At 34.1% G+C, this 12,931-nt stretch carries 10 protein-coding genes; 5 read left to right on the top strand and 5 right to left on the bottom strand.

Annotation, left to right across the window (positions count from 1 at the left end; genetic code table 11):
- The first annotated feature begins 342 nt into the window (after positions 1-342).
- The 4 genes from KQI21_RS11825 to KQI21_RS17125 all read left to right on the top strand — a co-directional run bounded on the left by KQI21_RS11825 (position 343) and on the right by KQI21_RS17125 (position 2,800).
- Positions 343-915 (top strand): CYTH domain-containing protein, encoded by a 573-nt coding sequence (locus tag KQI21_RS11825; protein WP_216484404.1) that lies wholly within the window; start codon positions 343-345, stop codon positions 913-915.
- A gap of 126 nt (positions 916-1,041) precedes the next feature.
- Positions 1,042-1,425 carry a globin domain-containing protein gene (locus tag KQI21_RS11830; protein WP_216484405.1) on the top strand — a complete coding sequence of 128 codons (384 nt, stop codon included), beginning with the start codon at positions 1,042-1,044 and terminating at the stop codon, positions 1,423-1,425.
- 17 nt (positions 1,426-1,442) lie between these two features.
- A complete protein-coding gene (locus tag KQI21_RS11835) occupies positions 1,443-2,348 on the top strand; it encodes a ClpXP adapter SpxH family protein (RefSeq protein ID WP_216484406.1) in 906 nt (301 codons plus the stop codon).
- Between the two features lie 272 nt (positions 2,349-2,620).
- Entirely contained in the window at positions 2,621-2,800 is a 180-nt protein-coding gene (locus tag KQI21_RS17125; RefSeq protein ID WP_253291444.1) for a hypothetical protein, read from the top strand.
- A gap of 265 nt (positions 2,801-3,065) precedes the next feature.
- Here the strand turns inward: KQI21_RS17125 and pepF are convergent, their stop codons facing one another.
- From pepF to KQI21_RS11860, 5 genes are all read right to left on the bottom strand, one after another.
- Complete coding sequence (gene pepF / locus KQI21_RS11840; protein ID WP_216484407.1) at positions 3,066-4,877, bottom strand: oligoendopeptidase F; 1,812 nt, start codon at positions 4,875-4,877, stop codon at positions 3,066-3,068.
- A gap of 339 nt (positions 4,878-5,216) precedes the next feature.
- On the bottom strand, positions 5,217-6,410 hold the full coding sequence (locus KQI21_RS11845) for a competence protein CoiA (protein ID WP_216484408.1): 1,194 nt from the start codon (positions 6,408-6,410) through the stop codon (positions 5,217-5,219).
- Positions 6,411-7,748: 1,338 nt separating this feature from the next.
- Entirely contained in the window at positions 7,749-8,426 is a 678-nt protein-coding gene (mecA, locus tag KQI21_RS11850; RefSeq protein ID WP_216484409.1) for an adaptor protein MecA, read from the bottom strand.
- Between the two features lie 557 nt (positions 8,427-8,983).
- The gene (gene spxA, locus KQI21_RS11855; RefSeq protein WP_077317794.1) at positions 8,984-9,379 is read right to left on the bottom strand and encodes a transcriptional regulator SpxA; all 396 of its coding nucleotides are present in this window, start codon (positions 9,377-9,379) and stop codon (positions 8,984-8,986) included.
- A 758-nt stretch (positions 9,380-10,137) separates the two neighbouring features.
- Complete coding sequence (locus KQI21_RS11860; RefSeq protein ID WP_216484433.1) at positions 10,138-11,340, bottom strand: putative glycoside hydrolase; 1,203 nt, start codon at positions 11,338-11,340, stop codon at positions 10,138-10,140.
- Between the two features lie 250 nt (positions 11,341-11,590).
- Between KQI21_RS11860 and selD the strand changes: the two genes are divergently transcribed.
- Complete coding sequence (selD, locus tag KQI21_RS11865) at positions 11,591-12,640, top strand: selenide, water dikinase SelD (protein WP_216484410.1); 1,050 nt, start codon at positions 11,591-11,593, stop codon at positions 12,638-12,640.
- Positions 12,641-12,931 lie beyond the last annotated feature (291 nt).

Here is a 12,931-nt window from a genome sequence, read left to right on the forward strand (position 1 = left end):
AAGATAAAGTGGCTTAAATAAGCATTATTTTCCCTTACTACCGACTCTCTATTTTGTCAGACTATGTTGTAATAACTGTTATTAACTACTGAAAAAAACTTGTCCTCCCTAGTTTACTAATGTTTTAAACCACTTGCTAACCCAGAATAGGTACCGCTTTCACAAATGAACAGAACTGGTATTTCTGCTCATAAATGAACGATAAGACAAATAACTATGGAGGAAAGGAAAAGCAATATTTTATACATTTTTTGTAAATCCAGCACATTATTCTTTGCAAATTTGTGCTAGATTAGCGATAATCAATTTTAGCAAGTGTTATTCTATCGAGGGAGGACAAATATGGCTCAAGAAATAGAAATTGAATTTAAAAATTTATTAACCATTGATGAATATAATAAACTGTTAAAACATATTCCATTTCCAACCGAAAGCCAAATACAAACTAACTACTATTTTGAAACAAAGCATCGTTCATTGCAAGAGTTAGGTTGCGCTTTAAGGATTCGTGAGAAAAATAATTTTTATCAACTAACGTTAAAAGAACCTCATGAAAAAGGTTTGTTAGAAACGCATGATACTCTTTCAAAAGAGGAAGCTGACAATTGGATTCAAGGTAAGGTCATAGAAAAGCCTGAGACTATAGCTCGTCTTAAGGATTTAGGAATCCATCTATCTTCTTTACATTGTTTTGGCAGTTTAACGACCAAGCGTAAGGAATTATATAAAAACAACATAATATTTGTTTTAGATTATAGCTTTTATAATGGAAACTCAGACTACGAGCTCGAACTAGAGGCCGACACAAGAGAAAATGGATTCACTCAATTTCAGGAGTTGCTCCATCGTTATCAAATCCCTCGAAGAAAAACGCCAAATAAGGTGGAACGATTTTTTGCTAGTTTTGAGAATTAATTTCTTGTAATAATTTGTTCACACCCCGGTTGCAATGATGAAGTAGAGGGCAAATTTAATCAGATTATTTGCTCAGTTGCTATTCCGTTGCTACAATATATAGAAACCGAAGCAAGGGGAATACTCATGAAGAAACAAGCAAACTCTATTTTTGAAGCGATAGGTGGAAGTATTGCTGTACAACGTCTCGTACAAACATTTTACGCACGTGTTAGCCGACATCCTGATTTAATTCCAATATTTCCTGAAGACTTAACAGAAACGATTTATAAACAAAAGTTATTCCTTACTCAGTTTTTTGGAGGTCCTCGATTATATTCTGAAGAACGGGGACACCCAATGCTGCGAAGAAGGCATTTACCTTTTGAAATAACACCAACACGAAAAGATGCTTGGCTTGAATGTATGGCGCATGCACTAGTAGAAGCTGAAATAAACGAACCTTACCGTACGGCTATATTTGAAAAACTAACCTTAACTGCTAACCACATGATGAACACACCAGAATAGGAGAAAGGAGAATCGGTGTGAGTTGGGAACACTCTGGATTTAAATCCATTTATCAAACAAACACATCGGAAAAATATAGCTATGTTAATGTTGTTCAAAAGCCAATCGAGATTTATGTTTTTGTCGATCCCTTATGTCCTGAGTGCTGGGCGCTTGAGCCCTTCTTAAAGAAACTCTCAACTGAGTATGGCAGATTTTTCACCATTCGTCCGATCATAAGCGGACATTTAAGTACACTGAATAAAGACCAATTTGATCGGCCGCTAAAAATAAAAGCTATTTGGGAAAAAACAGCAAATCGAACAGGCATGTGCTGTGACGGTGATTTATGGTTAGAAAATCCGGTGTCTTATCCATGGATTGCATCCTTAGCTGTCAAGGCTGCAGAATTACAAGGAAAAAAGGCAGGCAAAACCTTTCTTCGTAAAATTCAAGAAAGTGCATTTTTATATAAGCAAGATATTTCTTGTGAAGAAACACTTTACGCTTGTGCAAAAGCTGCAAATTTAGATATAGAAGAATTCTCATCCGACTTATATTCTTCCTCTGCTAAAAAGGCATTTCAATGTGACGTAAAGCTAACGAAAGAAATGGAAGTTGATTATATTCCAACACTTGTCTTTTTTAACCAATTCACAGAAGGACAAGGTATTAAAATCTCTGGTCTTTATCCATATGATATTTATGTCCGTGTACTAAGGGAAATTTTGGAAAAACAGCCGATTCCTTCTGAGAAACCAATGCTAGAGGATTTTCTTTCTTATTATAAAACAGTCGGAACAAAGGAAATTGCTGTAGTTTACGATTGGTCTATGGCAAAAGCAGAACGAGAAATGAAAAAGCTACAATTGAAGCAAAAAGTGACGCGAATCCCAGTAAAGTATGGTGACTTCTGGAAATATGAAGATGAACAAAGGCCTTAATCAAGGCTTTTTATTTTTTGTACAAAGAAAGAAGGATATGCGGGGCAGCGCATATCCTTCTTTTCTCTTTGTAATAACAAAGGGGGATGGGAGAAAGTTTCATGATCAAACAAAGGGGTTTTGTTTGTATCTAACTTACATTCTTAATATACCAATCATTTCACAAAGAATCAATAACCTTGTGCATGTTTTCACAAAAATGTCACGAATAAAGCGCTTTCCGATTGCATATGCTTTTATAGTCCATTGTAATTTATACTAGAGGTGATAGCTTGAAACGTTTTATTCAGCCATTATTATTTTTACTTTTAACCGGTTTTGCTTTTATTTTAAATATTTTAGGACTTTTACAGGTAATTCCTCTTTACATCACATTGCCTTTGTTGTTTATATCCATTTACTTAACCATCTTCTCATTCACAAGCAAGCGTCTTTATCGAGGAACACGATAAAGACAACTTGGATAACGACAAGCTTAAACGTGGTCGTTGCCATAGTTGCACTTGTACTTCAAACATTCAAATTCTAACTACGTCGAACTAACTTCCATGGCAAAAGTTTTATCTATTTTAACGTATGAAGAAACATTGGACAATGCAAACCCATATGTACAGATACTTAGTCGCACCTGTACTGCAAACATTTAATTTTTTATCCGGCGAATATCCTCCATACTAAAATAGAAAAAAGCAGATTCCATGACCTGCTTTTTTCTATTTATTCACTTAGCATTTTTTCCAATTGTTGAAGCTTCTCATCAAATACTTGTAAAGCGTCCAATATTGGTTGTTTTGAGTTCATATCTACTCCGGCTTTTTTCAAAACTTCAATTGGATAATCACTGCTTCCTGCTTTTAGAAAATTGATATACTTTTCTACTGCACCATCTTTTTTGGCTAATATATGTTGTGCTAATGCTGTTGCAGCAGAATAACCTGTTGCATATTGGTATACGTAGTAATTGTAATAAAAATGAGGTATTCTTGCCCATTCTAGGCCAATTTCTTGATCGGAAACAACTTCTTCCCCATAATACTTTTTATTTAAGTCATAGTAAATTTCTGTTAGTTTTTCTGCTGTTAAAGCTTCTCCTTGCTGTTGCTTTAAGTGGATTGTATGCTCAAATTCAGCGAACATCGTTTGACGGAAGACAGTACCTCTAAACCCTTCTAAAAAGTGATTAAGTAGGTATAGTCTTTGTTTTTCATCCTCTAGGTTATTTAATAAGTAATCATTCAGCAGTGCTTCATTACAGGTGGAAGCTACCTCTGCTACAAATATAGAGTAATTTCCGTAACGGAACGGTTGATTCTTTCTTGTATAGTAGCTATGAACAGAATGTCCAAGCTCATGTGCTAATGTAAATGTATCATTAACATTATTTTGCCAATTTAACAAAATATAAGGGTTTGTACCATATGAGCCTGATGAATAAGCTCCACTTCGCTTCCCTTTATTTTCCTCAACATCAATCCAACGACCTTCATATGCTTTTTTAATAACGCTTAAATAGTCATTACCTAATGGAGCAAGTCCCTTTAGCACATATTCTTGAGCTTTATCATACGTGATTTTCATATCGACATCTTGGACTAATGGTGTGTATAAGTCATACATATGCAATTCTTTTAACCCAAGTACCTTCTTACGAAGTTTAATATAACGATGCAGTAGTGGCAACTTTTCATTCACAGCTTCCACCAAATGGTCATAAACTTCTTCCGGAATATTATTATTATCTAATGCTGCTTGTCTTGCGGAATCATAATTTCTTATTTTAGCAAAAAAATTATCTTTTTTAATATTTCCGCTTAGTGTAGAAGCAAAGGTGTTTTGGAATTTACCATATGTTTCATACATCGCTTTAAAAGCTGCTTGACGTACAGAACGATCCTTTGATTCCATAAAACGGATATACCGGCCGTGAGTGATCTCCACTTCTTCTCCATTCTCATCTTTAACTGTTGGAAAGGTCAGATCTGCATTATTAAGCATGCTAAATGTTTGCGCCGTGGCACCCATTGGTTCTGAGGCTTCCGCAAGTATAGCTTCTTCACGCTCACTTAAAATATGCGGGCGTTGCCTTGTAATCTCATCTAATGTTTTTTGATAACCTTGCAAACCTTGTTCTTCTATCATAAAGCTATTTAGCTTAGCTTCATCTATGGTTAAAATTTCAGGAACAATATAACTCATCTTACTTGAGGCAACGGTAAAAATACTTTCAGCTTGAGCATTTAGCCGTTGATAAAATGAATTAGTCGTATCTTGGTCATAGCGCATGTGCGCGTATGTAAAAAGCTTTCCCAATCGTTCTGACAGATGATCTTGGAGCTGTAACACTTCATAAAGATTTTCAGCACTTTCACCTAGTTTCCCCTGATATTGCTCAATTTTCGGGATTTCCTCTTGTAACTTAGCCATTTCCTGTTCCCACGCCTCATCCGTTTCAAAAATATCTTCCAATTTCCATGTTAATTCAACCGGGATTTCTTCACGTTTTGGCAATACTTTTTTATTTGTTGACAAAGTAACATCCTCCTTTTTCTTTAAAACGAATAAAACTATTATGTTCTCTTTAAACAAATGTGTTCAAAAAAGGGCCGAGAAGTTTAACATAGCTTAGCTTCAACAAGCAAAATCGACGCTATTAGGAAACATGTGGTCCAAGCGACTAGTTAATCAAAGAAACTTGGCTAACGACAAGCATAGCACAGACGATCGACTAGTTGTACTTGATACCTTTGTCACTTATGTCTTGCTTTAGCGATAAAGTCTTCTCGATGTATAAAGAAATTCGCTTTCTCGTTTTTCACGAACCTTTGAACCAATCTAAAAAGAACTTTTGCTATTTAGTATATCGTATTGTTAAGGAAACATGCTTTTATTTTGCTTTTGTAATTGTCGAATTACCTTTTTATCTGCAGCAATTGCTTCCTCGATAGTTGTTGGAAAGTCAATATCACTTAGTTTAATGAATGTCGTAGCAGATATTTCTTTTACAATTTTAAGCTGGTTGAGAATTTGTAAATATTGATAAAGCGGATCAATTAATTCAGAAAAATGATAGATTAATGAAAAATCCTGTTGTTGATACATTTCACTTCGCAATGAACGATGGTGAAGTTGAATGATTTCTCCATTTTGTCTTGGGATAAACCTTTCTATCACCCATCTGCTTTGCCAATTCCAAAGTGAAACTCGCATTATATATTGAGAACTAATTGGTAAATGAATGATCGACGGAAGTGAGTGAAGATGCAATCGTTTTTCATACAGCCATCGATGCCAGTTTAATTCTCGCTTGGATAATCGACCTCTCTGTCTTGTCCGAAAAGAGTGTTTTTCTTTATGCCATATGGAATATAATTCTTTACTACTAAACGTTTTTTCATAAAATAACTGAATAAACGAAACTTGACTGAGGTTATAGTCAGTTATTTTTCCTAATATCATACGATTAGTTATCATATATAAATCCTGAACTGTAATTACTCTACAGGTGTATGGGCAGAAAAAGAAAAGAAGAGGAGATGATGTTGGAGAAAATTGATGAATTAAAGATTGGATAAATGAAGAAATGTACAGTTTATATCGGCTTTTTCTTTGAAAATGCTTCGCACCAATAATCCAGATAGGAAAAATACCTAGCGAGCGATACCCATCATTTCTTGCTTTTATAACAGCTGGTGAAATGGGGCTACATTGATACTCAATAGCTATTCTTTTTCTTCCGATTGTAAGCAATATATCAGGCCGTTGGCGAATCGTCTGTAAATATGGCTCTAACTTTACGGACAATTGCTGATGTACTAACCACCTGTATAACATCATCTTTCCTTGATCATGATATACGCTTTCACCTCTATCCATAGAGTCACAAGTTTTTATAGAATAATGAACAAAGTGAGGTATAACTCTTTTCCCTGAACGAAGGTACACTTTCCCCTTGCAAACTGGACAAATAAAGCTATATTTACTGTTTTTCAACTTCTCTATTTCTTGATCAGATTTATTAAACAATATGACCTTCTGCCCATTTTGGTTTATGGCTTGTAACACAACTAACACCTCCATTGAATTTTACTGTGAGAAAAAAACTTTTCTTTTACTCCTTGTCCTATTTTATTAGAAAAACTTGGCTTGTCGCCAAGTCTTTATGGCGAAAGCTATAGTTTTTCTTATACTATAAACCATAAAGTTTTATACTTTCCTATAGTACTAAAAAAGAACATTTTTGAACAAGGTAAATCAGCCTTTATCTTTTTATCTAATCCTCTAATAATAATAATCTGATATTAAAATATATTGGATTTTATAAGCGTTTTTGGAGTATTCCTTTACTAAAGACAGAGATGAAAAGTGATGATGTTACCATCTGAGGCAAATATAGGAGAGCATATAAAAATTGTGGATTGTAGACAAACCAGCGTAATTTAAGATTAAAACTACTTACATTCCTCATTAATCAAACTTATGGTTGTTTCCCCTCTCTTCCACACGAAGCCTATTTGGAGCTAGTTATTCATCAAGGATATAGTACCAAAATATATTACTAATATAACGAGGTAAACAAACCAGCTTATCTATTCTTATTCGACAAGGAATCGGGGTATCCTTTCTTTTCTAGCATTTTTACAGAAATTAAAATAACAATATGTAGGAGATTCATTGTAGGTTAGCTATCGATCCAAAATTATAGGTTGTACTTGGGAATTAATGATTTTAAATTTTCGACATAAAAAATTAGGCTATCCCCCTTCACTAACCTAGTTAAATTTTAAACTTAAAATACGATAGGTTATACGTATTCGTAATCTAGAACAAAAACTAGAAGCGTTTGGTTAATGGACGTACCAACTGGAGTTCTCCTGACGAGATAAAGTGAAACTTCATTTCTTGGAATGCTTTTCCCAAGAAATGTTAGTTGAACCAATCGGGCATTTAGGTGCCGTTTTCTCTAAGTTATAGTTTTACGGTACCTTATATGCGGGATAAAGTGAAACTTCATTTCTTGGATCTTTTACCAAAAAATGTTAGTACCGCAAGGGTATGACCTTAAGGCCTCTGAACCAATCGGGCATTTAGGTGCCGTTTTTCTCATAAAGTTGCAACATGATAAGCAAATCTTTGAAATGAGAAAAATATGGCTCCTTACATCCGGGATAAAGAAAACATGCTCTAAAAACAGGGGTATGCCGATGCCTGAACGACAAGCCCGCTTTTAGTCGGTCTTCCTTTAGATTCGAGCCGATGTTGACTAGAAAGAAGAGTGAAGTTTGCTAGCAGCACGAGCGCGTAAGCTAGACGAGGTGATGATGCTATCTTCAAAAAAGATATCCACCATGGAGAAACGGATATCTTTTCTTAGATAATAAAAAGGACACTCTTTTAGAGTGCCTATACGTGAACAGGGAAGTATTTTCTAACCTGGGCAAACGTATCATTCTTAAAAATTTTCTTTCCGTATTCCTCAAGTACATGAATCGTAATATCCGAATCATTTCCAAATTCGAATACTTTACTTATGATGTTTTCTTGTTCTTCTTCTTCTAATTCCTCTTCAGAAAACTCAATATATAAATAGTAGGTATCGTCAAAGTGATAGAGCGTTTCTCTTATACCTATATAATAGTCTGTAAAATAATGACTTAATTGGATAACATCTTCAAAATCATTGAAATCTGCAATAATCCATAGTTTGTCATCATCATCTTGCATTTCTTCTTCATGCTTATCAAATTTATCTTCTAACATATTTTCAATTTTCTTGTCCATCGGAAAATCAACTGTATTTCCATCCTCCGTTTGTAACTCTAAATTATCTCCATTTTTAGAAATTTGAGCTTTAGTAACAATAATTTCAAGTCCTTTTTCCAAAGCTTGTACTTGAATCCATAATGGGCCATCGACATTAAAATCTTCCTTATAATTCACTTCATCCATCATTTGCCAAAATAATTGTTCACTGCGTTCCCGATTATACCAGATTTCTTCCCGTTCAAAACCACGATCTTCAATATCCATATATGAGATATAAAATTTTACTGTATTTTCGTTTATTCTCTCGATTTCCATGTTTTTTCTCCCCCTTCTTATATAGGTAGGTGGAAGATACAGCTTCACCACATATATAACTTATAATATAGATACCCTGTTTTCTAATAATTAATCTCGGGTGGTGTTGCATGATCGGATTAAGCTAAACTCCCATTTAAAACCTTATTTATCTATAAACTGATTACTATCCATATTGTATGATAGTAACCATGAATTTGGAAATATATATGCCTATTTAATTAGTAACATATTTTAACCTATATTTAAAGTTTTGTCACGTACCTTTTGTGAAGATTTTTTAAAAATAAAATGATATATGTTATTACTGCCTTTCAAGGCTGAAAATCGTTCATTAGAAAAACTTAGCTTGTCGCCAAGTCTTTATGGCGAAAGCTATAGTTTTTCTTATACGATAAACCATAAAGTTTTATACTTTCCTATAGTGCAAAAAATACAAATTTTTTCGTCTAAAAAACACAGATCAAGTATAAGATCTGTGTTTTTTATAATTGTCATTCTTTATAAAGCTGGATAGATTAAAATATGTCAACACCAAAATTTTTTGGAGGTTTATATTAATTAACCATTCGCTGTGCTTCTCGTAACTGAAATGTACGTACTGTTCGTGGAAGGAAACGACGAATTTCGTCCTCATTATATCCAACTTGCAGACGCTTTTCATCTAAAATTATTGGTCTTCTTAACAATCCTGGATTTTGTTGGATTAACTTAAAAAGATCTTTCATTGGTAATTGATCAATGTTAACATCCAACTTTTGAAAAACCTTTGATCGGGTTGAAATAATCTCATCCGTACCATCTTCCGTCATACGTAAAATTTCCTTTATCTCATCCAACGTTAACGGTTCAGAAAATATATTACGTTCCTTAAACGGTATATCATGTTCTTCTAACCATGCTTTTGCTTTTCTACACGATGTACAACTTGGTGAGGTATAAAGTGTAACCATTAAAACTTCACTCCTCAATCTAATGTATATTTAGTTTATTTCATAAACTTTGAATGACTTATTAAATTAAAATAAGTTTAATTTACCCTATATGTAATTATACTACAATTGTCAAGTGAAAGGTAGAGGATATTTGAGAAAAGTTACGATTTTTATGCTTGTTCATGAAATAGTTTTTTATGCTTATAAGTAAATTACCCATATTAATTTTTATTTAAACGTGTTATTTGAAAAAATAACTGAATTACTGTTTTTTTTTGCAATTTTTTTATCATGAACTACGAATAGTTTTTTAAAGCAGCCCTTTTAAAAGATTTATTGATGACGATAGTAAAGTTCAAGCAGTTCATTTATTGGGACAAATAGTTTTATGTAAGTATCAATGTCTTCATCGTAATTGCGATGATCGCTTTTGTTTATCCTGTTGTTGGTCACTGGGTTTGGCAATCTCCACAAATCAGAAGAAGCTAGTTAGTTAATTGGAATATTATTACTTTTAAAACAGCAAAGTCCTTATATATAAAGGGCTTTGCTGTGGCAAACCCGCTTTTAGTCGACCTTCCTTTAGATTAGAGCCGATGTTACTTATTATAAGGAAGGAGATCGAAGTTTGCTAGCCGCTCGAGTGCTTAAACTGGACGACGAAGCTACTTTTCAAAAAAACTATCCACCATGTAGAAGCAGTTATAATTTCCCAGACAAAAACAAAAAAGAAGCATGTCATCACTATATAGACGACAAACTTCCTCAGATTTATGTTATTTACTAAGCCCTACTTTATAATCTACGTTTTCCGTATAAACATTTGCCGCATTCCAAAGCAGGAACTCATGAATATCGTTTTCATACAATGCTCTAATTTGTGCTTCTACTTCTTCCTTACCATATTGCTTTGGCGCTCCTGAATATAGCCAAGGAGCTTCAAAGTCTTGAATCCATGGTCTAGAAACTGGAGGATCCTCTAATTTACCTAATACTTCATTTTCTACTTTTGCATATTCGCTAACTAACTTATACGGCTCCGTATCAGGATTTTCAATGCCAAAGTAAGAAGTCCAATGACTTGGATATATCATTGAAGAAATAATGTCAACATTACTTGCAATTTGTGAGAAGTTCTGTCCAATGCCAGGCGTTTCTTCTATTGTTGCTGCGTAGCCAAATATGTCAACCGAAACATCAACATCGTAGTTGGACAATTCTTCACGAGCATATTTTACAAAGTCTGTTACTGCTTGTACTCGCTTCTTGACATCATCCATTTCTATATCTTTATAGTCGCCTAAACCGTAGTCCAATTCTTTATCCCTTGTTTCAAAGCCTTCCGGAAATCGAACATAATCAAATTGAATTTCCTGAAAGCCCATTTTTGCTGCCTTTTTCCCGATCTTCACATTATATTCCCACACTTCTTTTTTAAATGGATTAACGAATGCCTCCCCTTTTCCATTTACCCAAACTTGCCCGTTTTTGGTAAAAGAGAGATCTGGGCGGTTTTTAGCTAAAACAGAATCTTTAAATACTACGACTCTAGCAATCGGATAAATGCCTTTTTCTTCAAGTTCCTGCATCATTTTCTTTGGATTTTTTATGTATTTTTTTGCCATATCCTCATATGGCGACCCCTTTTCCGGAGTAAATGTTAAATACCCATTATCCTCTTTAATATCAATTACCATTGTATTTAAGTCCGTATTCTCTACTAACTTAACAAGCGATTTAAATTTGCTTCCCCCAGCAGATTGCCCAGTTACATATATTCCACGCACAGCGTCTGGGTATTCAAAGTTATAATCGGATCTATAAACAAAACGCTTTAGTTTATCATCCAGTGATTTTAAACTAAGTTGACGTTCTTGATGCAAACCTGCCGTCGCTGTTTTATCATCTGCACTTACAAAAACTGGAATACTTAACAAAACAATGCTCAGCATTGCTAATAACAAAATTTGCTTTCTCATCATAACCTATCAATCCCCATTTTTTAATTATGAATCTAGTATAAAGGATAATATGTCATTATAAAATGGATTTTATTGTTTTTTGCTGAAAATAGTTACATTTCCTAGATTATTTATAAGCAGAATGAATGATTACTCTACTGTAGAACAAAAAATTCGATGTTGTTTTTTAACATCCACTATTATGCAAAGAGAAAAAGTTTGGTCTATAATATATGTAGATTCATAAGAAAGAAAGGAAGTTTTCTTTATGACAAATAACAAAATTAAACTCACTTCTCTCACTTCAAAAGGGGGATGTGGTTGTAAAATTGGTCCTGCAGATCTAGCAGAAATTATGAGAGAGTTACCACCAGCAACTCCAAATCCAAATTTAATTGTTGGTTTAAATACTAGTGATGATGCTGGTGTCTATCGAATTAATGATGATACAGCTTTAGTTCAAACAGTTGATTTTTTTACACCAATTGTAGATGACCCATATTCATTTGGGCAAATTGCTGCTGCTAATGCAATTAGTGATATTTATGCAATGGGCGGAACACCAATTACCGCACTAAATATTGTTGCTTTTCCAGTCTCTACTTTGAATAAACAAATTTTAACGGATATATTGCGTGGAGCTGGAGATAAATTGAAAGAAGCTGATGTTACGTTAGTTGGCGGTCATTCCATTGATGATAAAGAGCCAAAGTTTGGTCTCGCTGTAACCGGAATTGTGCATCCTAATAAAGTACGAACAAACGGTGGAGCTCGAGTTGGAGATAAGTTAATTCTGACAAAACCAATCGGTGTAGGTATCTTGACAACCTCTATCAAACGAAATTTACTAACAAAAGAAGAAATTGATCAAGTCACGAATGTAATGGCTACATTAAATAGAACGGCAGCTGAAGTCATGCAAAATTATCAAGTGCATGCATGTACGGATGTTACCGGTTTTGGCTTATTAGGACATGCCTCCGAAATGGCAAAAGCAAGTAATGTTAGTCTGCATATTTATCATAAACAAGTTCCTAAACTACCGAGAGTAAGATCATTAGCGGAATCAGGAGCTATACCGGGTGGAACGAAAAATAACTTTTCCCATGTGTTCTCCGATGTTACTTTTCCTGATACAATGGATAAAATCGACCAATTAATCTTGTGTGATGCCGTTACATCTGGGGGATTGCTTATGGCTGTAGCAAATGAAGAAGCCGATGATCTGCTTGCGGAATTAAAAAAATCAGGAGTACATGCTTCTGTTATTGGAGACACAACTGACGCGGCAGTTGGACATATTTACGTGCATGAATGACTTAATAATTATTAAAATTTACTTTCTTTGTTCATACTAATTACCAGTATAGATAATGTCTAAGGTCTAAAAATGAAATAGTTTCCTATTATAAAAACATTCCTGAAGTAATTATGTCTGTTTTAAATAAATCCGTCTTTGTGAAAAGATTTCATTCCGTATGAGGGCTATTCATTTCCATGGATTGTAATTGAACGGAGCATGAAGGTGTGTCACCCTTCAACTTAAATTTCTTGGTATACTTAACGAATTAACGGGAATTCACGTTAGCTTTACTACAAATAAGTATTC

This window comes from Virgibacillus proomii (assembly GCF_018916875.1).
Classification (GTDB): Bacteria; Bacillota; Bacilli; order Bacillales; family Amphibacillaceae; genus Virgibacillus; species Virgibacillus proomii_B.

Coding starts and splice junctions, on each gene's coding strand:
- KQI21_RS11825 (WP_216484404.1), top strand. CDS start 343: ATGGCTCAAGAAATAGAAATTGAATTTAAAAATTTATTAACCATTGAT.
- selD (WP_216484410.1), top strand. CDS start 11,591: ATGACAAATAACAAAATTAAACTCACTTCTCTCACTTCAAAAGGGGGA.
- spxA (WP_077317794.1), bottom strand. CDS start 9,379: ATGGTTACACTTTATACCTCACCAAGTTGTACATCGTGTAGAAAAGCA.
- mecA (WP_216484409.1), bottom strand. CDS start 8,426: ATGGAAATCGAGAGAATAAACGAAAATACAGTAAAATTTTATATCTCA.
- KQI21_RS11830 (WP_216484405.1), top strand. CDS start 1,042: ATGAAGAAACAAGCAAACTCTATTTTTGAAGCGATAGGTGGAAGTATT.
- KQI21_RS11860 (WP_216484433.1), bottom strand. CDS start 11,340: ATGAGAAAGCAAATTTTGTTATTAGCAATGCTGAGCATTGTTTTGTTA.